This is a genomic window from Mesorhizobium zhangyense (genome assembly GCF_011045115.1).
GTDB lineage: Bacteria > Pseudomonadota > Alphaproteobacteria > Rhizobiales > Rhizobiaceae > Mesorhizobium_M > Mesorhizobium_M zhangyense.
Map to the genome: position 1 here is coordinate 185,546 of NZ_JAAKZG010000003.1, position 24,089 is coordinate 209,634.

Sequence of the window (24,089 nt, forward strand, 5' to 3'; positions counted from 1 at the left end):
ATGCGCGAACGCTCGCTTGGCCATTTCTATCCCTGATTGACAGATATCATCCCGGCAGGCACCCTTCCCTAGGGCAATCTGGGGGCTAAGCGTGTTTTCCGAGCAGCAAGAGCGGGCGATAGACGCGTGTTATGCCGCCGTCGCCACGCCTGAGCTTTGGCCTGAGGCGCTGGACGAGCTGGCCTCGTCGCTGGGTGCGACAGCCGCCATGTTCTACCCGAAGGACTTCAATCAGGATTTGATCAGGATTCCTTCGTCGACCCGGAACAACCGCCTACTTGAAGAATACGTAGGCGGTCAGTGGTACGAAAATGACTACCGGGCCATGAGAGGCTGGCCGCTGCTGTCGAAACAAAAGGTAATTATCGAGCACGATCTTGCGACTGACGATGAGCGCAGGAAACTTCCAGACTATAACGACCTGTATCTTAAATGGGGTTTCCCGGGATATGCGGCGATCGGCTTCTCTGTCGATGGCGCCTCATGGTGTCTGCCGCTCCTGAGGGCCAAAAAGGAAGGGTTTTTCACGAGGGAGGAAGCCGTGTCCCTCTCCGCATTGAGCCCCCACCTGAGACGCATGGTGAAGCTATCGTCCCAGTTCGGCCTTTCGCGCGGCCGCTCCAGCCTGGAAGCTTTCGACCGAACCGGCCAGGCTGCCGTCCTCATCAGTCCCAACAGGCAGGTCGGCCAGATGAATGCGAAGGCGGAAGCGCTGCTGGAGCGAAACACCGAGGCTCTCTTCGTGCGAAAAGGCTATCTGTGCGCCCATCACCCGCGCAGCAACAATGCCCTGCAAGTACTGATCGCGTCGGCGACCAGCCGCAGGCTTTCAAACGCCGAAAGCGTGGAAGCCTTGCCGGTCTATGTCGCAAGGCTGGATCGGCACCCGATCGTCGTTGAAGCAGCTTCCCTGCCCAGTCTCGTAAGAACGATGTCATCGACGGCGCAGGCCGTTCTTCTTCTCACCGACCCGGAAGACCGGGGCAAACCGAAACTCGACCATTTGGCCGCCGGCTTCGGCCTCACCCCGGCGGAAGTCAAACTCTGCAAGGAGCTTGAAAGCGGTGCTTCGCTCTTCGAGGCAGCCGATGCACTGGGCATCGTGCGCGAAACAGCCCGCCATCGCCTGAAGTCGATCTTCGCCAAGACCGACACGCATCGCCAAAGCGAATTGATGCTTCTGCTGTCCAGATTATCGTAGATTTTTAGCCATCCCGGATGGTTCGGGATGGCCTCGGTATTCCGTGCGTCACGATTAAATCGGGTCGCAACAACGTACCCTTGCGGGTCAGATCTTCTTCACCAGCGCCTCAAGCTGGTCGGCGCATTGCCCCCAGCCCTCATGAAAACCCATCTTCTCGTGGGCGTCGCGGTCTTCCTTCGTCCAGTGGCGAGCGCGGGCCGTGTAGCGCGTCTTGCCGCCCTCGTCCTCGAAGGTCAGGACGCCGGTGAAAAACGGCTTTTCCGAAGGCAGCCAGGCCTCGGTGAAAGCGTCGGTGAACACCAGCTTCTCGCTCTCGACGACTTCGAGATAGACGCCCTTGTTCGGATAATCATTGCCGTCCGGGTCGCGCATGACGAACATGCTGGAGCCGCCCGGCCGGACATCGACCTCGACGGCTGGCGTCGTCCAGGGCAGTGGCGCGAACCATTGCTTGAGCAGTTCGGCGTCGGTCCAGGCCTTGAACACCTTCTCGCGTGGCGCATCGATCAGGCGCGTCAGCACCAGTTCGCGGTCGTTGGCCGGGGTGGCGTCGGTTTTGGCAGTCATTCGTCTTCTCCTATTCAATCAGTTCCGATTCAAGGACGAACGAAGCCGCAGCAATCCGACATGGCCGGGGATTTTTTGATCGATATAGGCGCGAAAACGAAGCCTACTCGGGCTTATTGTCCAACGAGTTCAGGAAATCGCGGATCGACTGCTCGAAATTCTGGGTCGAACCCGTCGAGCCTTCAGATGGAGCCGGCGGCAGCGGCGCGCGCTGGATCTCCGGCGCCGGTGGCTGCGCCTTCTTCTCGGCCTCCTGCCGTGCTCTTTCAGCCTCGGCAGCCTGTTCAGCTTCGCGCGCCGATTGCCTTGCCGCTTCCTGCAATCTGAGTGCGGCTTCGTCGGCCGCCTGCCTGGCTTGCTCGTTGGCCTTGGCCTGCGCGGCGGCCTCTTCCAGCGCCTTTGCCGCGGCGGCCGCTTCCTCGCGCGCCTTGGCTTCCGCTGCCAGCCGTGCTTCTTCCTCGGCCTTGGCCCGCGCCTCTTCTTCCTGCTTGCGCCGAAGCTCCTCGGCGGCGCGCTCGCGCTCCTGCTGCAGGGCGGCGTAGTAGCGGACCTCGCGGCGCAGGCGCTGCTTTTCCAGCACCGCCGCCTGCATTGCCTCCACCCGCGCCTGCTCGCGCTCCAGCGCGCGCTGGGTCAGGAATTGCGCCAGCGGGTCGCTGTCGAGCGTCCGCTCGGGTGCTGCAGGCGAGCCGGACAGGCTGAAGCGCAGGCTCGGCTCGGAGCCGACAAGCGCCTCGTCGCCCGGCGCATAGGCAATCGTGCCGTCGGCGGCGATGGTATCGGCATTGAGGTCGGCGCGCAGGTCGCTTGTGACCGTCACAGCAGACGTCACGAAACTGACCGGCGGAGCGCGCAGCACGCCGCCGGCAACGGTGAAGGCGATATCGGCATTGCCGGCTGAAAGCGCGCCGGCATTGACGATCTCAGGTGCGAATTGGCCCGTCCGCGCCGCATCGATGTCGCGCCCGACCGCATCGGCCTTGGCCAGAAGCGGGCCGAGCGCGCTGGGATTGATCCCCGGGATGACGACGCCGTTCAGCGTCGCCGTGCCGGAACCGGAAAGTGCTGCAACAAGGCCACCGACCGACTTGCCGCTGGCCGTAATCGCGGTCGAAAAATCGGTTCTGCCGGTCAGGCCGGCTCCCGGAAGAGCCGTGGCAAGATCGGCTCCCTCAAGCTTTGCCTGGCCTGAGACCAAACCGCTTCCGCCGTCGTTCTTAAGCTCCAGCAGGCCGGAGAAGGCCCCGCCGAACAGCTTTGCCTTGATGTCGGAGAGGCGCATTCCCTCCCCGTCGAGTTTGAGCGCCATGGTCGCATCATAGGCGCTGGTCGCCGAGCCGATCGAAACGGTCGCCGCCGAAATATCGAGATCGGCGGCAAAGGGTGCCGTCACCTTCGGCTGGAACGGCACTGACGACCAGCCGCTTTCCGCGGGTGCTGCGGCCTGTTCGCCGAGAACCATCGCAACCGCCGGGTCAAGGCTCATCTCGTCGAGCGACAATGCGCCAGTTAGGTAAGGAAGGCCATCCTTGATCTCGACATTGATGCCGCCGGAAACCGCGCCTTCGTTGATCGTGCCGTCGAGATTGTCGAGCACAAGCAGGCTGTTTTCGTAGTCGCCATCGGCGGCAAGGGCCAGCGGCGTGCCCATGCCCAATCCGGGCAGGTGCACGGCTGTGGTCATCAGCCAGGGCTCGATATCCGCGGCCTCCAGGCTGATCTTGCCCTTTGCGGTCGGCCCCTGTTCGCCAAGACCCGTCGTGCCGTCGAACTTCGCCGCGAAACCCTCGCCGGTCAAAGCGAAGGCCGTCTCCAGCCCGCTCGCGACCGCGCCCTTGGCCGACAAGGTAAGTTCGCCGCCCCCGGTGACGCCGAGCGGCAGCGCCGGCAAACCGGTTAGCGCCAAAAGTGTGGTGGCATCGTCGTTGCGTGCTGAAAACGACAGTTCCAGCGGGGAGTCACTCAGGGCGTCGAGCTTGCCCTTGCCCGAAAGGCTTGCCGAAACCGCCGATCCGCCGGCCTCCCCCTTCGCGCTCAACGAGAGGTCGGTCGTGCCGTCGTCATTGGCGGCGGCATTCGCCAGGAAGTCGATCTGCGCGTCCTGCAGCAGGTTCGGATAGTCCATCGCCCGCTCGTTCAGCCCTTTGAGGAAAGCGCTGTTCGGGTAGCGCGCGGCCGCGAGCTTCACCAGAGGCGCGAGATCGACGGCAACGACCGACGCATCGAGCTTGCCGGTCGGGCTCTGCGGAAAATCCTTGATGGTGCCGGTCGCGCTCAGCGAAGCGCCCTCCAGTCCGCCTATCGACAGCCTGTCGATCTCCAGCAGCCCGTTGCGCAGGCGAAGTGCGGTGTCGATCGTCTCGGCAGTCAGACCGGCCGCCGAAACCGGCCCGGCCTTGATCTGGAAATCGAGATCGCGATCGGCGAAGCGATTAGCGCCCTTGTCGCTGACGAACAGCGAGGCAAAGGCCGCAAGCCCGTCGACATCCAGCGCTTCGCCGTTGAGCTTAAGCAACATTGACGGGCGAACATCAGCCGGTTGCTGGCTGTCGATTTCGCCCGAAAACTTCGCGTTGCCCAGTATGAGTTCGAGGTTCTTGAAGGTCTGGCGCTGCTCGGTCATGTCGATGCTGGCTTTGAAGCCGGCCGCCGGCAACCGCCTGATCGCTTCGTCGACATCCGACGACACCCAGGCTGCAAAGCCGGAAGGTTGCGCCACGGCCAACAGCAGCGATCCCGTAAACCCGAAATCATTGTCCGTGCGCAGGAACCCATCCGCTTCCAGCGTGGTGCGGCCGGGAAGCGTTGCGGCAAGCGATTTCACCGCCCAGCCGCCCTCGGCAGGTTCGGCCGAAAGCCGCACGTCGCGCACCGTCGTGTCGCCAGCCACCACCGCAGGCAGATCGACCTCGACACTGCCAGGAATGGTCGGCTTGGGCAGGCTGGCAAGCGCCTTTTCCAGCGCCGAGATGCGGTTGGCGAGCGTCAGCCCGGTGCTCGTTTCGCCGGCAATCGCCTCGTCGAAGCGCACCTGCGCGCCCTTGGCCTCGATGGAAAAGCGCGGCGTTTCGCCCAGTTCGATGAAGGCGGTGCCGTCTGCCGTGTAGGGATTGTCCAGCGGGCCGGTCTCGAAGCGGAAATTGTCGATGGAAAGCTTTTTATGGTCGAGGGCGAACTCGCCATTCACGCGGTTGCCCGGCTCAGGCTTCAACGCCTCCGCCTTGACCGTCTCACCGTCGCCTCCGCGCAGTTTCTCGGCCGGCTTTTCATTGCCGATGATCTTGAACTGTCCGGCGTAGAGTGCGGCGCCATTTTCGATGCGCGCATTTCCGTCCGCCTCGATCACCAGCGGATAGGCTTCCGGATTGACCTTCACCCGCAGCCGCATCTGGCCGTTTTCGTCGGCGGTGCCGGTCGATGCCGCAAGCGTCGTTTTCATGCCGTCGACGCGCAAAGTGCCGTTCGCCCGCCATGGCCCGGCCAGCGATTTGGCCGAGATCTCGGTGTTGATCTCCGACAGGACATGCTGACGACCGCCCACGGCGTGGCGGATCGTGATCTGTCCTTCGGTAACGGTCAGTTTTTCGAGCGCGATGCGCCGCGGATCGAAGGGCGAGGACGGCCGCATGGCCCAGTCCACAGTGCCGTCTTCCGCGACATCGATCGTCGCCTTGGGGCGCACGATGCGCATGTCGAAGATAAGCAATTCGCCGCGCATGAAAGGCGCGAGTTCGGCATCCATGGAGAAATTCTCCACCGTCATCGCCGGCTGGCCGCCATTGCCGCCGCCTACGGCAACGTCAGAGAACGTCACGGAAGGGAACGGCAGCAGCCGCGCCGTCGCCGACCCCTGCACCGTGACCTTGCGTCCGAGGATTGCGCTTGCCTCGCGCTCGAAATCGGCGCGGTAGCCTGTCCAGTCGATAAAATAGGGAACCACCAGCGCCGCGGTCAGCGCCAGTACGATCATTCCACCGATGATTACAAAAAGCCGCGCCAGCATCTCACTTCAGCAAACCGCCCCAGACGAGACTCACTGTACCCGCATCGGCGTGTTGATAAAATGGCAATTGGAATTAACTGCCTGATTGCGCTTCGATAGATGCCGATCCCGGCCTGCTTGCACGCTGCCACCTCCATACGGACTAGGCCAACTCCTCTCATATGTAATTTTGAGGAGCGGCGCGTCGTGGTAGAATGCTTGATCCTGCCTGCTGCAGACTTTGCGGCACTCCGGACAATCCATGGAGGAAACTATGGCATTGGCTGATTGGAGACTGGAAGGCGAGTGGATCAAGAACTGCAGTTGCGCCTTCGGCTGCCCCTGCGACTTCAACGCAAGGCCGACCCAGGGCTACTGCGAAGGCCTCGTGGCGATGCACATCACCAAGGGTCACTACAAGGACGTGAAACTCGACGGCCTAAGTTTCTGCGTGACCGTTCATTTCCCCGGCGCGCTTCACGAGGGCAACGGACAGGCCCAGCCTATCCTCGACGAGCGGGCAAGCCCTGAGCAGCGCGACGCATTGGGAGCCATCCTGTCGGGCCAGGACTCGGCGGAGGGAACGCTGTTTCACATCGTGAGCCTGATCGTCACCACTTTCCACGACCCGATACTTGCGTCGTTCGAATTCAGCTTCGACCGCGACGCCCGCACCGCGCGGATGGTCATTCCAGGTGTACTGGAGACAGAGGTGGAGCCGATCAAAAACCCGGTGACCGGCGAGCCGCACCGGGTTCAAGTCGTCATGCCCGAAGGCTTCGAACACCGGATGGCAGAGATCGCCTCATCCAACATTCGCAGCCTGGCCGCGATAAAATTCGAAACGAAGGGCATGCACAGCTCACTTGCGCATGTGGTGCATACCCCCATGGGCGTCGCCGCCTGACGCCGACACGACGAACCGCGCGCCTGTGTGCGGTTCGGACCTGGCTGACCAAACCGGTGATGAACCATGACGCTGTTGGTGAATCTCCACCGGCATGACCGGGAAGCCGTCATAGCCATTGTCCTCGGGGTCGTCCTGATCTCCTGGGGCTACCTTCTGTTCGGCGTGGAAATGCCGATGCCGGCGATGGAAGGCATGGCGATGCCGATGGTGGCTCCCGACTGGACGGTCGGCTATGCCGCACTCACCATCGCCATGTGGTCGGCCATGATGGCGGCGATGATGCTGCCCAGCGCAGTCCCCATGCTTCTCTTCTACGACTCGATCGCCAGGAAGCGCAGCTCCGGCAATGCAGCTGTCGGTTCGACGAGCCTTTTCGGGCTCGGCTATCTGGCGGTCTGGCTCGGCTTCAGCGTTGCTGCGGTGGCGCTCCAGTTTGCGCTGGATCGGGCCAGCCTGCTGTCACCGATGCTGGAAACGACCAGCATCGCGCTCGCCGGCGCGCTTCTGGTCGCCACCGGCATCTATCAATGGACGCCGCTCAAGCAGGCCTGCCTGCGCAATTGCCGCTCGCCCTTGTCCTTCGTGCTGGCCTATTGGCGCAACGGCAAGAGCGGCGCTTTCGCCATGGGGCTTCGCCACGGCGTCTTCTGTGTCGGCTGCTGCTGGATGCTGATGCTGCTCCTGTTCGTCGGCGGCGTGATGAATTTCGCCTGGATCGCAGCACTTGCCGTGTTCGTATTGGTCGAGAAACTGGCGCCCGCCGGTCATTGGATCGGCAAGATCGCTGGCGTGGCGTTCATGGCATGGGGCGGCTTCGTGCTGACGTCGCTTGCTGCCGCTTCATAGCAGCGCCTTAGAGTCACCCGCGATAATCGCAGGTGATGGTAAAATCAGCGTGCGTCGCGTTTGGCCTGAGCCACCTTTGCCGCCTGTCTTTGCCGGCCAAGCTCCATCGGCCGCACCAGATTTTGCGCGCGCTGGTTTGCCACCGCGCGCATGCCCTTGTGGGCATGGCGTGTGTTGAAATCCGCGCCCTTGGCCTTCGCCGCCTGTTTCATCTCCAACGCTCTGTGGGCATTCGCGACCTGCGACAGATCCGCTTCCAAACGCCGGCGGCGCTCGACCTCGCCGTTTAGCCGCCGCATCGTCATTGCCAGAACGGCGAGTTTTCGTTGCGAACCAGCATCGGCCTTCGAAGGAGACGCGCCCTTGGCAGCGCCCTTGCCACGGATCTCGCGGCGGCGGCGATGCGCCTCGGTCTGTGCCTTGTCGCGCCGTTCGCGCAAGAGTTTGACCAGACCGGCAAGCTCGGTGTCGGACAGCTCCTGCACGGCAGGATGGTGAGATTTTTCCACCAGCTCATGCTCGTCAGCGCTGAGTGCGCGAGCTTCTTCCTTGCGCGAAATCGCCATGATGAATTCTCCTCCGGCTACAACAGCAGCTGACGAGCCTCCGACCAAAGGGTGGCAGGGTCAAGGCCGACGGAATTGCACGGCAATTCAATGCGCCGCGGGCAGCACCTTCCCCGGATTGAGGATGTTCTGCGGGTCGAGCGCAGTCTTGATCGTGCGCATGAAGTCCACCGCATCGCCCAGTTCGCGCTCGAGAAAACCCATCTTGCCCTGGCCGATGCCATGCTCGCCGGTACAGGTGCCGTCCATGCCGATTGCCCGCATGTTGAGACGGCCGACGAACTTTTCCGCCCGCTCGATTTCGGCCGGGTCATTCACGTCCATCAGCACCAGCACATGGAAATTGCCGTCGCCGACATGGCCGACGATGGGCGCGATCAGCCCGGATTGCGCGATATCGGCCTCGGTTTCGGCAATGCATTCGGCAAGCCGCGAGATCGGCACGCAGACATCGGTCGAAAGCGCCTTGGCGCCCGGGCGCAAGGTTAGCGAGGCCCAATAGGCGTCGTGCCGCGCCTTCCACAGCTTGGCGCGCTCTTCGGCGACCGCAGTCCACAGGAATGGTCCGCCGCCATATTCGGTGGCGATCTCGCCAAAGGTCTCGGCCTGCTCGGCCACCCCTGCATCACTGCCGTGGAATTCGACGAACAGGCACGGGGTCTCGGCATAGTCGAGATTGGAATAGTTCTTCAGCGCCCGCATCTGCAGCGCGTTGACCAGTTCGATGCGTGCCACCGGAATGCCCATCTGGATCGTCGCGATCGTTGCCTGGCAGGCCGCCTCGACGCTCGGAAACGGGCAGACACCGCCCGAAATCGCCTGCGGAATGCCCTGCAGCTTGAGCGTCAGCGCGGTGATGATGCCGAGCGTGCCTTCCGAACCGACCAGAAGCCGCGTCAGGTCGTAACCGGCCGAGCTTTTCTTGGCGCGCTTGGCCGTTGTTATCGCGCGGCCGTCGGCCATCACTGCCGTCAGAGCCAGCACGTTTTCGCGCATCGTGCCATAGCGCACGGCATTGGTGCCGGAAGCGCGCGTCGCTGCCATGCCGCCGAGGCTGGCATTGGCGCCGGGATCGATCGGGAAAAACAGGCCGGTGTCGCGCAGATAGGCGTTCAGGTCTTCGCGCGTGATGCCCGGCTCGATGGTGACATCCAGGTCCTCGGCATTGACCGCAAGCACCCGGTTCATCCGCGACGTATCCAACGAAATGCCGCCGCCCGGCGCATTGACATGACCTTCAAGCGACGTGCCCGTGCCAAAGGCGATGACCGGGACGCGATGCTCGGCGCAGGCCTTCACGATCTCCTGTACTTCCGCCGTCGATTCGGGGAAGACGACGCCGTCCGGCGCCTGATTCGGGATGTAGGTGGTGGTGTGCCCATGCTGCTCGCGAAGCGACTGACCGGTCTGGAACCGCTCGCCAAAGCGCTGTTTCAGTATGCCCAGCACCGTCGCGATGCCCGCCTCGTTGCGTTCGACCTTTGCGACGTCGCTAAGAGCCATGAAATCCTCCGCAATTGGACCATGAGCGGCCCTCGTGTAGCATTTAAGAGTGGGTACCGTGCAAACCGCCAAATGAGGACGCTGTCAATGACCATTCCGGCCCCTTTCGTCTCGCGCATCATGGAGGTCGAGAAAGACTGGATCGACTACAACGGCCATCTCAACATGGCCTATTACAATGTCATCTTCGACCGCTGCTCCGACGAAGCCTTTGAAATCATGGGCATGGGGGCGGATTATGTGCGCGACCGGAAGCTGACGATCTATACGGCCGAGGTTCACCTCTGCTACGTCCGCGAGCTCCACCTTGCCGACAAGGTCAAAGTCACCTTCCAGCTCATCGATCATGACGATAAGCGCATCCGCGCCTATCAGGAAATCCACCATGTCGAAGGCTGGCTTGCCGCCACTTCGGAAACGCTGTCGCTGCATATCGACATGTCCGGGCCGAAGGTCTCAGCCTTCCCCGAGGATATCATGGCAAAGGTGGATGCCATGCGTGCCGCCCATGGCGGATTGCCGATGCCGGAGCGCGCCGGACGGTCTATCGGCATCAAACGAAAGGCCGTGTGACCTCTCCCGAAGGCCGAATTGAAACTTACCTCCCCCGGTCGAATGATGGGGGCGTGGTGAGACCCACGCTCACAAAGCGTCGCACGGCGATCGCCGGGCGAGGGTTTTGCGGAAGTCGTTAAAATTTTAATGGTGAATGAAGCATTAACCTTAAGGGTTTTTGCACAGTTTGATCTGTTGCGGCGGGTTGATCCAGCCTGCCACTGGGTGAAAATCGATGCTGGAGCGACTCACGATCGGAATGGTGACGGGCGGCGCCGTTCGGGAGACTGGCATGAAGATAGATGTTGCGCAGATGTCGAGCCGCCTCGCATCCGATAACACGATAAGTGATTATGACTTCTGGCGCGCGCTGAAGACAATAAACAACGAGCTTTACCGCATCGAACGTCTTCATTTACCTATCCCGATGAAGATGATCTACGCTCGCGAGATTCTGAAGACTGCAAGGCGCAAGCGACGACCCGGAAGAGCTTGATTTTTTACTTGGAACATACCGGCGGCAGCGGCCCTGAAAGGGCGCTTGACGCCGGTCTTGACGGCTTGCGAACCCACTCTCGCACAAGTCTAAAACGGCTTCCGGAAGCCGGTGTAGATGCTTGAATTTTAACCGCTTTCGTTAACCAGCTTTAACCCGAAAATGCCACGGTGTGCTCAACGCTCACGCTTTCCCGGGCGCGGCCGGAAGCGTGAGCGCACTCCTGGCCGCGACTGATTCCCCGCAGGACGGGTTGCCGCTAGGACAGCTTCTGCTTGAAGAAGGCGATAGTCCTGCCCCAGGCAAGATCCGCCGCTTCCTTGTTGTAGCGGGCTTCGGACGTGTCGTTGTTGAAGGCGTGCTGGACGCCGTCATAGACATAGACGGTGTATTCCTTGCCGTCCGCCTTGAGTGCCTTCTCGTAGGCTTCGATGCCTGCATTGATGCGCTCGTCCTGCCCCGCATATTGAAGCAGCAGCGGCGCCTTTATCTTGGCGACGTCTTCCGCCTTCGGCTGGCGCCCGTAATAGGCGACGCCGGCATCGAGGTCGGGCGCATTGACCGCCAGATCGTTGACCGCGCCACCGCCCCAGCAGAAGCCGACAGCACCGGTCTTGCCGTTGCTCTCTTCATGCTTTTTCAGGAACGCCACCGTCGCCACACCGTCGCTGATGGTCTGTTCGGGCGAAAGCTGTCCGAACATTTCTCGCGCCTTTTCCTCGTCGGCCGGCGTGCCGCCCAGCAGAGACAGGAAATCCGGCGCCAGCGCAACGAAGCCTTCGAGTGCAACGCGGCGTGCGACATCCTGGATATGCGCGTTGAGGCCACGGTTCTCATGGATGACGATGACCGTGCCAAGCTTGCCACTTTGAGCGGCCGGGCGAACGAGATAGCCCCTCATGTCGCCTTTCGAGCCGGGATAGGTGATGTCTTCGGCTTTCAGCCGCTCGTCATTTTCGGGAATCACGGCGGCCTGCGCTGAGTTGGCGGCAAGCATAGGCGCTATTGCTGCCGCTGCCGCCCCCGAGCCGGCAAGTTTGGTCAGCTTCTCCATGAAGCTGCGCCGATCCAATGTCAGATGCGTGTATTCGTCATAGGCGTCGATCATCGCCTGCGTGATGGCCGGCTTGGTCATGACTCTCTCCCCTGCATCGATTGAAGTGATAAAACCAAGATAGGCGGCAGGCGAAGCCGGTCCAGTAACGCATCGGTGAAGTGGGCGTGATGAGGGCCGGAGGTCTGCGTCTCTTCAGTCGATCCGTCCAGGTCACGCCGCAGCTTGCATTAAACAGCATACTATGCAATATTACATAGCTTGCTATGTTCATGGAGAACTATCATGCCTCTTCACCGACTGCATGCCGCCGCCGGCATCCTCGCCTTCATCCTGATCGCCAGCTTCTGGCTGTCTACCGCAATCAGCGAACTTTTCGGCACGCCGGCCGCAATCGCTTCCGTCAAGCAGGCGATCGTCTGGGCCATGCTCGTGCTTGTACCGGCGCTCGCCGCAACCGGCGCCACCGGCTTTCGCCTCGACAAGGGCATGAGGCTGCCGATGGTTGCAGCCAAGAAGAAGCGCATGCCCTTCATTGCACTCAACGGCATGCTGGTGCTCCTGCCCTCGGCGCTGTTCCTCAACGCCGAGGCAGCAGCCGGCGACTTCGGCACCGCCTTCATGACGGTACAGGCAATCGAACTCGCCGCGGGATTGATCAACCTTACCATGATGGGCTTCAACATCCGCGACGGTCTTGCCTTATCGGCAAGACGGCAAACGCTTCCTGCCGTCCAGTAAGCCGTTCGAACGCGCCGCCCAAATCAAGCGGTGCTCTGCGCTTCCATGAAGCGGATGCGGTTGTTGAACGGATCGATCACCTGCATCTCCAGGCCCCACTCCTCGTTCTCCAGCCCCGGCCGCAGATAACGGTAGTTCTTGGCGATCAGTTCCTTGTGAAAGGCTTCGATGCCCTTCGTGTAAACGACCATATTGCCGCCGGGCGTCGCATCACCCGCATGTTCCGAGAGATGCAGCCGCAAACCGTCCCGCGAGACCTGCTCGTAGAGCGGAGAGTTCTCGCCGAAGCGATGTTCCCAATCGACCTTGAAGCCAAGGAAATCGAGATAGAATTCGTGCGCCTTGGCTATGTCGAAGATACGCACGATCGGCACGGCCTGCTCGAAGGCGATGGCGTTTGCCGACGGCTCGCGGCCAGCTTCACCTGCCTCTATCTTTGCTGACAGGATATTCCAGTTGTCGAGGCCGAACTGGTGGGCAACGATCTCCAGCGCCTCGCTGTGGGAAATCGTCAGGCCCTTGGCAGCAAGGGTTTCGCGCATGGCTTTCGCCATCGCCTTTGCATCGTGAAAACTTCGCATGGTCTTCCGATCCTTCCAAAACGGTGAGGAAGCTCATCAGTGCCCGCATTGCTGACGCTCTCACCGTCCGTGGGATCAGGTGAAAAAATCTCGGGATGCGTTCGCCATGCTCATTGCCGAGCGCGGGCTGCCGGCCGCATCCGGCCGACAGGAAAGCTATTCAAGCCCTTCTCGGACGTCAAGAACGGCGCGGCCCTGGCAGGGTTACACAAAAAGCCCTGTGGCGACGTAGCAGAGCGCGGAAATCGCAGCCGTGATCGGGATCGTGATGATCCAGGCAACGACGATATTGCCGGCAATGCCCCACCGCACCGCAGACACACGGCGCGCAGCCCCTACGCCGATGATCGCGCCGGTGATGGTATGCGTGGTCGAAACCGGAATGCCGAGCCAAGTTGCGGCAAACAGCGTGATCGCGCCGCCGGTTTCGGCACAGAAGCCCTGCATCGGGTTAAGCCGCGTGATCTTCGACCCCATCGTGTGCACGATGCGCCAGCCACCGAACAGCGTGCCCAGCGCCAGCACGAGCTGACAGGAAATCACCACCCAGAACGGCACGTAAAAGTCCGGCCCGAGCATGCCCTGCGAATAAAGCAGCACCGCGATGATGCCCATCGTCTTCTGGGCATCGTTGCCGCCATGGCCGAGCGAATAGAGCGAGGCGGAAATGAACTGCATGATGCGGAAGGTGCGATCGACCGCGAAAGGCGTGCTGCGCACGAAGATCCACGACACCGCGAGCACCAGCATCAGCGCCAGGATGAAGCCTGTAGCCGGCGAAAGAACGATGGCCGCAGTCGTCTTCGCCAGCCCGGTCCAGACGATCGCGCCGCCGCCGGCCTTCGCCACGCCCGCCCCGACCAGGCCGCCGACAAGCGCGTGCGAGCTGCTGGACGGAATACCGAAGGCCCAGGTCAGCAGGTTCCAGGCGATCGCGCCCATCAGGGCCGAGAACACCACGCGCGGATCGACGACATCGGCGCTGATGATGCCGGTTCCCAGCGTCTCAGCGACATGCAGCCCGAAGAACAGGAAGGCGATGAAGTTGAAGAACGCTGCCCACAGCACCGCATATTGCGGACGCAGCACGCGCGTCGAAACGATAGTCGCGATGGAGTTCGCGGCATCATGAAGACCGTTGAGGAAATCAAAAAATAGGGCGACGCCGATCAGACCGACCAGCAGCGGAAACGCAAGGGTGGCGTCCATCGATTTTCCTAGACGTTCTCGATGACGATGCCGCTGATCTCATTGGCAACATCCTCGAAGCGGTCGACCACCTTTTCCAGCTCGGAATAGATCTCGCTGCCGATCATGTAAGCCATAGGATCGGAGCGGCCATATCGCTTGAAAAGCTCCTTGAGCCCGCGGTCGTGCAGCTCGTCCGACTGTTCCTCGACACGTACCACCTGTTCGGTCAGCTCGTTGAGACGGGCGGCGTTGGCGTTGACGCGGTCGAGCAGCGGAACGGCCTGCGCGATGAGATTTGCCGCTTCCACGCAGAGCGTGCCCATCTGCTGCATCAGCGGATCGAACTCGCGCTGTTCGAACAGCGTCACGGTCTTTACCGTCTTGCGCATCATGTCGATGGCGTCGTCCATGGACTGGATGAGATCCTTGATGTCGCCACGATCGAACGGCGTGATGAAGCTCTTGCGCACGGCCAGAAGCACCTCGCCGGTGATGGCGTCGGCGCGGTCTTCCAGCGCGATGATCTCCTTGCCACGCGCCTCGATGTCGTCGCCAGCCAAAAGCCGCTCAAGCGCCTTCGCGCCGAGAACCAGCGTTTCGGAATGCCTTGCGAACAGATCAAAGAAACGATCCTCGCGCGGGAGAAGCTTGCGGAACCATCCCATCATCGCGTGCCGTGCTCCGGTTTTCTTGCCGTGATTGCGCCAGGCCTTAAAATGCCGAGGTCGCGATGCAGGCAGGAAACCCCTGCCCGTTCAGAAGGCACCCTTATCAGCGGGAAAGCTGTGGCGCTACCCGTTTAGCCGGCTTGAAAATACGCTTTCCACTGCAACTGGACAGGCGCAGCTCCATGAAAGGCGGAATAAGGAGCCCGGCCGGCGCCTATGGCCTCCTCGCAGACTGTTCGCCTGGGAGGTCACGCTGATCATCCAGCATAATGCCGACGACATCGCCAAGCTGCCGGTATTTCCAAGGAGTGCCGCCTGAAGAAATAGATTATCTCGGAAGGGATGAGGGTCGCTGCCGGATGCGAGCAACCCTCGCATCCGCTATCCTACTCGCCTGATCGCAAGGTCTCGTGCCCTGACATCCGGTATTCCCTCGTATGGGAATCCAGAACGGCGTTGAAAACCGCGTCGGGGTTCTTTCTCCAGACCTTGATGGCTCGCTGATCAACGCGCACCCTGTGGCCGTCGATCATGACAAGTCTTGCCGTTTTCGTGCGCCTGACGTCGTCGTAAGAGACTTTCATCGTGCTGTCCCCTGTCTTTGAAGCGCTTGTTATTCCGCGCCTTGATTTCCGCAATTGACCGCGCCGAGTACGGCTTTTTTGCGTGTATGGAGGAACACTGAGACAGAAAGCCGATCGCGGCAGCAGGGCTTCGGTATCGCTGAGAGCGGGACGAGCTACCTTTCCCGCTCTCATCCAGCTCTCCTGCGTCTATTTCGGCAGTGTGTAGGCCATCACGTAATCGCCCGGCTTGGTACCGACCGAACCATGCCCGCCGGCGACGATCACCACGAACTGCCGTCCATCGGCAACCGTATAGGTCATCGGCGTCGACTGGCCGCCTGCCGGGAGCCGCGTCTCCCAAAGCTGTCGGCCCGTCGTCACGTCATAGGCGCGCAGATAGTCGTCGACCGCAGCACCCAGGAAAGCAACGCCGCCGGCAGTGATCATCGGCCCGCCGATGCCCGGCACGCCGACCTTGAAGGGCAGCGGCAGCGGCGTCATGTCGTAGACCGTGCCATTCCTGTGCTTGTAGGCGATCTTGCCGGTTCTGAGATCGGCGCCGGCGACATAACCCCATGGCGGCGACTGGCAGGGAATGCCGAGCGGCGACAGGAAAGGCCCCATCACCACCGCATAGGGTGCGCCCTCGTTGCGGTTCAGGCCCTGCTCGCTGCCCCTGCCGCCATCTGGCGGCGGCACCTGGTCGCGCGGCACCAGCGTCGACTTGAAGGCGAGATAGGTCGGCATGCCGAACATCACCTGCCGCACGGGGTCGACAGCGACACCGCCCCAGTTGAACGTGCCGAAGTTGCCCGGATAGATGAGCGATCCCTGCAGGGAAGGTGGCGTATAACGGCCCTCGTAGCGCAGGTTCTGGAACTCGATGCGGCAGGCAAGCTGGTCGAACATGGTGATGCCCCACATGCTCTTGCCGGTCAGCGGCGGTGGCATGAAGGTCAGCCCCGAGACCGGCTGCGTCGGCGACGTATGATCGCCTTCGATCGCCCCACCCGGAGCCGGAACCTCGGTGACCGGGATGATCGGCTCGCCGGTGCGGCGGTCGAGCACATAGATGTCGCCCTGCTTGGTCGGACCGACGAGCCCCGGCACCACGCCCTTATCGGTGGTAATGTCGACGAGGCTCGGCTGTGCCGGCACGTCCATGTCCCACAAATCGTGATGCACCGTCTGGCGCACCCAGCGCATCTGCCCGGTATTGAGGTCCAGCGCGGTTATCGACGACGAGAACTTTTCGACATTCTCGCTGCGGCCTGCGCCAAGCTGGTCGGGCGTCTGGTTGCCGAGCGGCACATAGACGAGGCCGAGCTTCTCATCGGCACTGGCCGTCGACCACATGTTGGGTGAGTTGTGCGTATATTCTTCACCCGGCCCGATCGGCGTCGTGGAATCCGGATTGCCCGAATCCCAGTTCCAGACCAGCGCGCCGGTGTCGGCATCATAGGCCCGGATGACGCCGGACGGTTCCTCGGTCGAGTAATTGTCGTTGACCGCGCCACCGACGATGATTTTGCCGCCGGCGATCAGGGGCGCCGAGGTCGAATAATAGTAGCCGGATTTCGGATAAGGCATATTGGTCATCAGGTTCAGCGTGCCGCCTTCGGCGAAGCCCGGGCAAACCTGCCCGTTGGCCGCATCGAGCGCGATCAGCCGTGCATCCGAGGTCGGCAGGTAGATGCGCAGCGCGCAGGGCTGTCCGGCGGCGACCTTTGTGTCGTTGTAGTAGGACACGCCCCGGCAGGTCTGGTGCTGGCGATCGCTATCCTCGGCGATCTTGGGATCGAAGCGCCACTTTTCCTTGCCGGTCGCCGCGTCGATGGCTATCGCCCAATTGTGCGGGGTGCAGATATAAAGCGTGTCGCCAATCTTCAGCGGTGTCACCTGATAAGTCGTCTCCGGCACGTCCGCCGATGTGCGCACGTCGCCGGTCTGGAAGGTCCATGCCGGCGTGAGCTTCGCGACATTCTCAGGCGTTATCTGGTCAAGCGGCGAATAGCGCTGGCCATATTGTGTGCGGCCATAGAAGTGCCATTCGCCCGCCGGCACGTCGCCGCCGCCGAGATCCGGTGTAGCGGCAACCTTGTCGGTGGGCAGCTCGCCGGCGATGTCCAGCGGATCGATCGTCATCGACGCGCCCGCCGCAATCAGCGCGGCAAGAACACCGGCTGCCAGTGGAATCACGCCGCCCGAAGCGCTCAGGCGGCGCCGCACCCAAGGCGTCAGCAGCCACAGCGCCAAAAGCACGACAACACCACCGCGCGGGCCGAGCTGCCACCAGTCGAGCCCGACCTCCCAGATCGCCCAGGCCAGCGTTCCGATCAGCACCAGCGCGAAGACCCAAAGTGCTGCGCCTGAGCGCCTGAACAGCAGCCATGCCGTCAGCAGGAAGCCGAGGCCTACAATGACGTAGTAGAAACTGCCGCCGATCGCCGCGAGCCATATGCCGCCGCCGGCGAGGAAAAGTCCGAGAATGAGGAAGACGAGCGCCGTGAGAACCGTTGCCAAGATCGTTGCCCCTGTGATTTCGGGGACCGTTGAGGCGAAATGAGCCTCGACAGCCGAGCGTTGAGTCGTCAGGCGCCAAGTTTTCCGCCGAACCGCAAACACTGTCAAATGACGGATATGGGAGCATCGCAGATCGCAACGGCTTCCTGTCCACAACCGCCGCAAGCTGCTGAAATAGACGCCTTATGCGCCGAATACAGGGGATAAGGGCTGTTCGCGCTTTGTTTTAGCGCTTCTTCTGGCCTTTCTGGTCCGAATCACTACATTCGGTGCAAATGTCAGACTTTCCAGACGACATGCCCTTCTTCGACGAGGCCCCCTCGCCTCGCGCCACCCCTGCGCGCGCGCCGGCGCAAGGCGGCGGCATTGCCGCGCGCGCCATGGCGGCCCGCCAGGGCTCGGCTCCCGATTACCTGAAAGGCCTCAACGAAGAGCAGCGGCTGGCGGTGGAAACCATCGACGGCCCGGTGCTTGTGCTGGCCGGCGCCGGCACTGGCAAGACGCGCGTGCTGACCACCCGCATCGCCCACATTCTCAGCCTCGGCCGCGCCTTCCCCTCGCAGATTCTCGCCGTGACCTTCACCAACAAGGCCGCGCGCGAAATGAAGCAGCGCGTCGGCCTGCTGGTCGGCGAAGCCGTCGAAGGCATGCCGTGGCTCGGCACCTTCCACTCCATCGGCGTGAAAATGCTGCGCCGCCATGCCGAGCTGGCCGGCCTGCGCTCCGACTTCACCATTTTGGACACCGACGACGTCATCCGCCTGATCAAGCAGCTCATCCAGGCCGAGGGGCTGGACGACAAGCGCTGGCCGGCGCGCCAGTTCGCCATGATGATCGACGGCTGGAAGAACAAGGGCCTCGGCCCCTCCGAAATTCCCGAGGGCGATGCCCGCGCCTTCGCCAACGGCAAGGGCCGCCAGCTCTATCAGGCCTATCAGGACCGGCTGAAGACGCTGAACGCCTGCGACTTCGGCGACCTGCTCTGCCATCCCATCCGCATTTTTCGCGGCAACCCGGATGTCCTGAAGGAATATCACAAGCGCTTCAAATACATTCTCGTCGACGAGTATCAGGACACCAACACCGCCCAATATATGTGGCTGCGGCTGCTGGCGCAGGAAACCGGCGCGCCCGGCCAGAAGAATGTCTGCTGCGTCGGCGACGACGACCAGTCGATCTACGGCTGGCGCGGTGCCGAGGTCGACAACATCCTGCGCTTCGACAAGGATTTTCCCGGCGCCGTAGTGATACGGCTGGAGCGCAACTACCGCTCCACGGCCCATATCCTCGGCGCCGCCTCCCACCTCATCGCCCACAATGAGGGTCGGTTGGGCAAGACGCTGTTCACCGAAAAGGTCGAGGACGACGACTCCCGGGTCAATGTCCACGCCGCCTGGGATTCTGAAGAAGAAGCCCGCGCCGTCGGCGAGGAGATCGAAACCGCCCAGCGCAAGGGCCACAAGCTCAACGACATGGCGATCCTTGTGCGCGCCTCCTTCCAGATGCGCGAGTTCGAAGACCGCTTCGTTACCCTCGGCCTGAATTACCGCGTCATCGGCGGCCCGCGCTTTTATGAGCGCCAGGAAATCCGCGATGCCATGGCCTATTTCCGCGTCGTCGCCCAGCCCGCCGACGACCTAGCCTTCGAGCGCATCGTCAACGTGCCCAAGCGCGGTCTTGGCGAGGCTGCCGTAAGACAGGTCCACGACACCGCGCGCGCGCTGCGCATCCCGATGCTGGAGGCCGCCAGCAACCTCGCCGAAAGCGACGAGCTGAAACCCAAGCCGCGCGCCGCCTTGCGCGAGGTCGCGGCCAATTTCGAGCGCTGGCAGAAAGCGCTCGACAACACGCCGCACACTGAGCTTGCCGAGACGATCCTCGAGGAGTCCGGCTACACCGACATGTGGAAGAACGACCGCTCGGCCGAAGCCCCGGGCCGGCTCGAAAACCTCAAGGAGCTGATCCGCTCCATGGAGGAATATGAGTCGCTGCGCTCTTTCCTCGAGCACGTCGCCCTTGTCATGGACAGCGAGAAGAACGAAGACCTCGACGCCGTCAACATCATGACGCTGCATTCGGCCAAGGGGCTGGAATTCGAGACTGTCTTTCTCCCCGGCTGGGAGGAAGGGCTGTTCCCGCACCAGCGCTCGCTCGACGAAGGCGGCCGATCGGGGCTGGAGGAAGAGCGCCGGCTTGCCTATGTCGGCGTCACCCGCGCCAAGAAGAACCTGCATATCTGGTTCGTTTCCAATCGCCGCATCCACGGCCTGTGGCAATCGACCATCCCGTCGCGCTTTCTCGACGAACTGCCCGAGGCTCATGTCGAAGTGGCTGAGGCCGGCAACAGCTATGGCGGCTATGGCGGCGGCTCCTTCGCCGGCGGCCGTGGCGGGCGGCAGAACCCCTATGGCGCATCGCGCTTCGACAATGTCGGCCAGGACTCCGGCTCGTTCTCCAACACCTATGCGACGCCGGGCTGGCAGCGCGCGCAGGCGAACCGCAACGAGGCAACCGACCGCAACTGGGGCTCGCGCAGCGGCCACGCGGTAGAACGCATCGGCTATGGCGAGACCGATTCAGGCTATGGCGCCGGCCGCGGCTCGGTCAAAAGCCGCACGATAGAAGGCGAACTCGTCGCCAAATCCGTCTCCGACACCCCCTCGCCCTTCAAGGTCGGCGACCGCGTCTTCCACCAGAAATTCGGCAACGGCAATGTCTCGGTCGTCGATGGCAACAAGCTGACGATCGATTTCGACAAGGCCGGGCAGAAGCGGGTGCTGGACGGGTTTGTGACGGGGATTTGAGGAGCGCCATTCCTTCTCCCCTTGTGGGAGAAGGTGGATTGGCGCGCAGCGCCAAGACGGATGCGGGGTGCTGGAAGAAACTCCAGCGTCTGCATCCCGTCCAACACCCCTCATCCGACCTCCCCCGGAACAAGTCCGGGCTCGGCCACCTTCTCCCACAAGGGGAGAAGGAGAGGTGTCTAGCCTACCCCCGCATCGCCCTCAACTTCTCCGCCGCTTCCGCTGCGAGGTCGACATAGCGTTCTTCCAGCGTCTCGGCGGCTTTGATGATATCGAAATCGTAGCCGTATTTTTCGAGGATCTTGGTCAGTTTCTCGACGAACTGGGCCTGCTCCTCCAGCGCATGGAACAGTGAACCGACCTGTTCGGCGCTGATTTCGGGGTCGGAGAGCATTTTCGGCACTTCCTTGCCCATACGGGCGCCCGCCTCGGTCTGCTCTTTCAGTATCTCAAGCCAGTCGGTCAAATCATCTCTCCGTTCGCGGGCACCATGCCCGCCCGCTTCCCGCGCCGTCAACTCGCAAGGGCGGTCGGGCAAACCACAACCCGCCACAACCACAGGATACATACAACCATAACGCGAAGTTTGCCGAATGCATGCAAATGTTTCGGGGCGGGCAAGAGCCCGTACCCTCCGCTTCCCGGCGGGGTACTCCAGCCCCTTCCGCCTCGACACCCCCGCAGGCGGAAGGGGTTTTTCGAAGCCGAACCCGGAGCGCGCCGTGCGGGTCAAACGTGCCTCTCTCATGCTGGCTCTTCTGGCAACGCCATCGGCGGCAGCCGATCTTGCGCCGGCTGCACCAACTGCCCCACCAGCACCAAAGATTGTCACCAGCGTCGAGCGCCACTGGACCAGCAATGCGCTCGACAGCGAATTTGCCATTCCCGACTGGTATTCGCTGATCCGCGGCTCGCTGCAGCACGAATGGCAGATCGACGACGGGACGGTGAAATTCGGCGCGGAAATCCAGGCGACCCGCTACGACACGGTCAAGATCGAGGACGACCGCGCCGGCGCGCTTCTGCTCGACGTGACCAAGCGCGTCAGCCCCGCGCTGGAACTGCGCGGCACCCTCACCTACCGGCTTTCGACGGAAGGCGACGATTTTACCATTGGCCCCTTCATCATAGGCACGCGCGCGCCCAAGCAGGTGTTCGGCGCACAGGGACAGGCCGGCATCGATCTCGGCGGCGGCACAGCCCTCATCCTCGAACTGGCCAACGCTTATGAACTGCTCGGCGAATCCCGCTTCCAGGACGATGTGCTGCCGCGCACGAAACTCGATCCCGACAAGAACCGCACGCAGGTCGGCGCAAAACTCATGCGCACGGTCGGTCAGGCAGCCTACGGCGTTTCGTCTTCGGCGCAATTCGTCTCGGTGGAAAAGCTCGGCTCGCCGCCCGTCGGCCTGTCGCTCGCCGAATACACGCTGCAGGCCGAGGCCGGCTACAAGCGCCAGACCGGAGCCAGCATCACCGGCGCGCTCGGCGTCCAGATGCTACGCGGCGCACAGGACATCTATCAGAGCGTGCGCCCGACGTGGCGGGTAGCCGTCGCGCAGCCCCTGCCGCATGGCTTCGAATTGCGCGGCGCCTATTTCGGCCGCTTCGAGACCATCGACAGCGACGACCCGCTGGCCTCATGGCTGCAGCGCGGCGAGATCGAGGCGCGGTTTCTGCTCAATGAACGCCTGGCGCTTGCCTCCGGTGCCTTCGCTGAACTGAAGGAAAACCTGCTCTACGAAAACAAGGAACGCGCCCACGGCCTCTATGGCGAAGCCAGCTTCCAGGCGACCAAGGCTGTCTCGCTGGTCGTCCGTGTCGACTACACGCAGCGCTTCCTGACGGTGATCGATGTCGAGAAGAAGACCGTCGATGCCTTCATCGGCATCCGGACGAAGATCTGAAGCTGCCGGTCCAAAACCTGTTCAGAAACTCGCTCCGGCGAGTCAGATGGTGGCGGTTTCGAGAACCGGAACGGAGCGTACGTTTGGGTACGTGAGCACCGGAAGCGCAGAAAACGCCGGCAGATGGCCGCCGGAGTAGAGGTTATGAGCAGGTTTTCAGGCAGGAGGGGCGCAACTCCCTCCTGCCCTGCATGCATGCTCATGATTGCTGGCCGGGAATTACTTCTTCAGCTTGTAGCTGTTGCCGCCCAGGAGATTGATACCGACGCCATTGAGGACGCCGTTCAGCACGCCGACGGTGTTCCCGTTCAGGATGCCGGTGCTGTTGCCGCTGAGGATGTTGTTTCCGCTGAGGATCGGCGAGCCGTTCAGCAGGTTGACGCCAAGGCCGATATTGCCGAGGCCGATCGACGGCGACACGTTGATGAGGCCGCTCGACTGGCTGAAGTTGCCGGTGTTGGAGCCCCAGCCGCCGGCATGTGCCGAAACAGCCGAGAAGGAAACAATAGTAGCAGTAAGTGCATAGATGATCGTCTTCATGATGTACTCTCCTTTGTTGCTTACAGTGTTTCCCTCTGCTTCCCGTCTTGTTCTCCGAGTTTGATTATTCACACGCAATCAAATCATGCAATCTTGAATTGTAGTATTTCATTAATACAACCTGTTTTCCATTTTTTAACTTTAATCTTTTACCTTAAGGAAAATGGTTACCGTCGCAGCCTGAAAGCCGCATCAGATCATCTTGGAGCGGATGATAACCCTGGAAAACTCAGGGTTTGCGCGCTTCCCAGCGATCGAGAAAAGCTTCGATCGGCATCGACTGCATGTCGGGGATGGCGTCGGCAAGATGCCCGAGCGGCCAGTCCCACCAGGCCAGCGCCTCGATGCGACTGGCAATCTCGATGGGAAAACGGCGGCGCAGCGGCTTTGCCGGCACGCCGGTGACGATCTCATAGGCGCCGACATCGCGCGTCACCACCGCATTGGCGCCTATCACCGCGCCATTGCCGATGCTGACACCCGGCATGATGACCGCGCCATGGCCGATCCAGACATCATGGCCGATGGTCACGGCCTTGCCCTGCCGGCGCGCCTTGAAGTCGCCATCGACGCCGAGATAGCGGAAATATTCGTTCGGCCGGTAGCTCACCTTGTGCGTGGTGAGGCGCTCAATGGGATGTTCAAGCGCATTGATGCGGGTGTTGGCAGCGATGGAGCAGAACTTGCCGATCGTCGTGTAGATCGCTTCGGCATGCCGCTCGAAATAGGAAAAGTCGCCGACCGTCACCTCGCGCAGGATGACGCGCTCGCCGATCGCGGCATAGCGGCCGAGCTTGGAGCTTTTCAGCTCGGCTGTCGGATGGATGCGCGGCTCGGCATCCTTGAAGCGCAGGGCGGGGTTCGGGTCCATGCTGGCGCTTTACG

Annotated in this window: 20 protein-coding genes; 8 read left to right on the top strand and 12 right to left on the bottom strand. The window is 62.1% G+C overall.

The annotated features are described in order from the left end of the window. Nucleotides 1–91 precede the first annotated feature (91 nt). Complete coding sequence (locus tag G6N74_RS07755) at nucleotides 92–1,201, top strand: helix-turn-helix transcriptional regulator (protein ID WP_165116041.1); 1,110 nt, start codon at nucleotides 92–94, stop codon at nucleotides 1,199–1,201. An 87-nt stretch (nucleotides 1,202–1,288) separates the two neighbouring features. Here G6N74_RS07755 and G6N74_RS07760 read toward each other — a convergent pair whose 3' ends face one another. Continuing rightward, nucleotides 1,289–1,771: an SRPBCC family protein gene (locus G6N74_RS07760; RefSeq protein WP_165116043.1), complete on the bottom strand. Its 483-nt coding sequence runs from the start codon at nucleotides 1,769–1,771 to the stop codon at nucleotides 1,289–1,291. Nucleotides 1,772–1,874: 103 nt separating this feature from the next. Further along, a complete protein-coding gene (locus G6N74_RS07765) occupies nucleotides 1,875–5,774 on the bottom strand; it encodes an AsmA family protein (RefSeq protein ID WP_165116045.1) in 3,900 nt (1,299 codons plus the stop codon). A 253-nt stretch (nucleotides 5,775–6,027) separates the two neighbouring features. On the opposite strand from G6N74_RS07765, the gene G6N74_RS07770 reads away from it, so the two are divergent. Next, nucleotides 6,028–6,660, top strand: a complete 633-nt coding sequence (locus G6N74_RS07770) for a DUF1326 domain-containing protein (protein ID WP_165116047.1) — start codon at nucleotides 6,028–6,030, stop codon at nucleotides 6,658–6,660. A gap of 66 nt (nucleotides 6,661–6,726) precedes the next feature. After that, nucleotides 6,727–7,509: a DUF2182 domain-containing protein gene (locus G6N74_RS07775; protein ID WP_165116049.1), complete on the top strand. Its 783-nt coding sequence runs from the start codon at nucleotides 6,727–6,729 to the stop codon at nucleotides 7,507–7,509. A gap of 44 nt (nucleotides 7,510–7,553) precedes the next feature. Here the strand turns inward: G6N74_RS07775 and G6N74_RS07780 are convergent, their stop codons facing one another. Then, complete coding sequence (locus tag G6N74_RS07780; protein WP_165116051.1) at nucleotides 7,554–8,075, bottom strand: hypothetical protein; 522 nt, start codon at nucleotides 8,073–8,075, stop codon at nucleotides 7,554–7,556. An 87-nt stretch (nucleotides 8,076–8,162) separates the two neighbouring features. Beyond that, nucleotides 8,163–9,578: an FAD-binding oxidoreductase gene (locus tag G6N74_RS07785; protein ID WP_165116053.1), complete on the bottom strand. Its 1,416-nt coding sequence runs from the start codon at nucleotides 9,576–9,578 to the stop codon at nucleotides 8,163–8,165. An 87-nt stretch (nucleotides 9,579–9,665) separates the two neighbouring features. On the opposite strand from G6N74_RS07785, the gene G6N74_RS07790 reads away from it, so the two are divergent. Both G6N74_RS07790 and G6N74_RS07795 read left to right on the top strand, forming a co-directional pair. Continuing rightward, nucleotides 9,666–10,151, top strand: coding sequence for a thioesterase family protein (locus G6N74_RS07790; RefSeq protein ID WP_165116055.1), 486 nt, complete (start codon nucleotides 9,666–9,668; stop codon nucleotides 10,149–10,151). Nucleotides 10,152–10,368: 217 nt separating this feature from the next. Next, nucleotides 10,369–10,629 (top strand): hypothetical protein, encoded by a 261-nt coding sequence (locus tag G6N74_RS07795; RefSeq protein WP_246245678.1) that lies wholly within the window; start codon nucleotides 10,369–10,371, stop codon nucleotides 10,627–10,629. A gap of 259 nt (nucleotides 10,630–10,888) precedes the next feature. On the opposite strand, the gene G6N74_RS07800 is transcribed toward G6N74_RS07795, so the two are convergent. Next, on the bottom strand, nucleotides 10,889–11,764 hold the full coding sequence (locus tag G6N74_RS07800) for a dienelactone hydrolase family protein (protein WP_165116057.1): 876 nt from the start codon (nucleotides 11,762–11,764) through the stop codon (nucleotides 10,889–10,891). A gap of 204 nt (nucleotides 11,765–11,968) precedes the next feature. Here G6N74_RS07800 and G6N74_RS07805 point away from each other — a divergent pair, with 204 nt between their 5' ends. Further along, nucleotides 11,969–12,424 carry a hypothetical protein gene (locus G6N74_RS07805; RefSeq protein WP_165116059.1) on the top strand — a complete coding sequence of 152 codons (456 nt, stop codon included), beginning with the start codon at nucleotides 11,969–11,971 and terminating at the stop codon, nucleotides 12,422–12,424. 23 nt (nucleotides 12,425–12,447) lie between these two features. Here G6N74_RS07805 and G6N74_RS07810 read toward each other — a convergent pair whose 3' ends face one another. The 4 genes from G6N74_RS07810 to G6N74_RS07825 form a co-directional block, all read right to left on the bottom strand. Further along, nucleotides 12,448–13,005: a glyoxalase superfamily protein gene (locus G6N74_RS07810; protein WP_165116060.1), complete on the bottom strand. Its 558-nt coding sequence runs from the start codon at nucleotides 13,003–13,005 to the stop codon at nucleotides 12,448–12,450. Between the two features lie 204 nt (nucleotides 13,006–13,209). Continuing rightward, a complete protein-coding gene (locus tag G6N74_RS07815; protein ID WP_165116061.1) occupies nucleotides 13,210–14,214 on the bottom strand; it encodes an inorganic phosphate transporter in 1,005 nt (334 codons plus the stop codon). Nucleotides 14,215–14,222: 8 nt separating this feature from the next. Next, complete coding sequence (locus G6N74_RS07820) at nucleotides 14,223–14,864, bottom strand: DUF47 domain-containing protein (protein WP_165116062.1); 642 nt, start codon at nucleotides 14,862–14,864, stop codon at nucleotides 14,223–14,225. Nucleotides 14,865–15,637: 773 nt separating this feature from the next. After that, on the bottom strand, nucleotides 15,638–17,953 hold the full coding sequence (locus G6N74_RS07825) for a glucose/quinate/shikimate family membrane-bound PQQ-dependent dehydrogenase (RefSeq protein ID WP_165116063.1): 2,316 nt from the start codon (nucleotides 17,951–17,953) through the stop codon (nucleotides 15,638–15,640). 275 nt (nucleotides 17,954–18,228) lie between these two features. Between G6N74_RS07825 and G6N74_RS07830 the strand changes: the two genes are divergently transcribed. Continuing rightward, nucleotides 18,229–20,757: an ATP-dependent helicase gene (locus G6N74_RS07830; protein WP_165116064.1), complete on the top strand. Its 2,529-nt coding sequence runs from the start codon at nucleotides 18,229–18,231 to the stop codon at nucleotides 20,755–20,757. 184 nt (nucleotides 20,758–20,941) lie between these two features. On the opposite strand, the gene G6N74_RS07835 is transcribed toward G6N74_RS07830, so the two are convergent. Continuing rightward, nucleotides 20,942–21,223: a hypothetical protein gene (locus G6N74_RS07835; RefSeq protein ID WP_165116065.1), complete on the bottom strand. Its 282-nt coding sequence runs from the start codon at nucleotides 21,221–21,223 to the stop codon at nucleotides 20,942–20,944. 256 nt (nucleotides 21,224–21,479) lie between these two features. On the opposite strand from G6N74_RS07835, the gene G6N74_RS07840 reads away from it, so the two are divergent. Then, nucleotides 21,480–22,664: a hypothetical protein gene (locus G6N74_RS07840; RefSeq protein ID WP_165116066.1), complete on the top strand. Its 1,185-nt coding sequence runs from the start codon at nucleotides 21,480–21,482 to the stop codon at nucleotides 22,662–22,664. 219 nt (nucleotides 22,665–22,883) lie between these two features. Here G6N74_RS07840 and G6N74_RS07845 read toward each other — a convergent pair whose 3' ends face one another. Further along, nucleotides 22,884–23,204 carry a hypothetical protein gene (locus tag G6N74_RS07845; RefSeq protein ID WP_165116067.1) on the bottom strand — a complete coding sequence of 107 codons (321 nt, stop codon included), beginning with the start codon at nucleotides 23,202–23,204 and terminating at the stop codon, nucleotides 22,884–22,886. Between the two features lie 229 nt (nucleotides 23,205–23,433). Next, nucleotides 23,434–24,075 carry a DapH/DapD/GlmU-related protein gene (locus tag G6N74_RS07850; RefSeq protein ID WP_165116069.1) on the bottom strand — a complete coding sequence of 214 codons (642 nt, stop codon included), beginning with the start codon at nucleotides 24,073–24,075 and terminating at the stop codon, nucleotides 23,434–23,436. Between the last annotated feature and the right edge of the window lie 14 nt (nucleotides 24,076–24,089).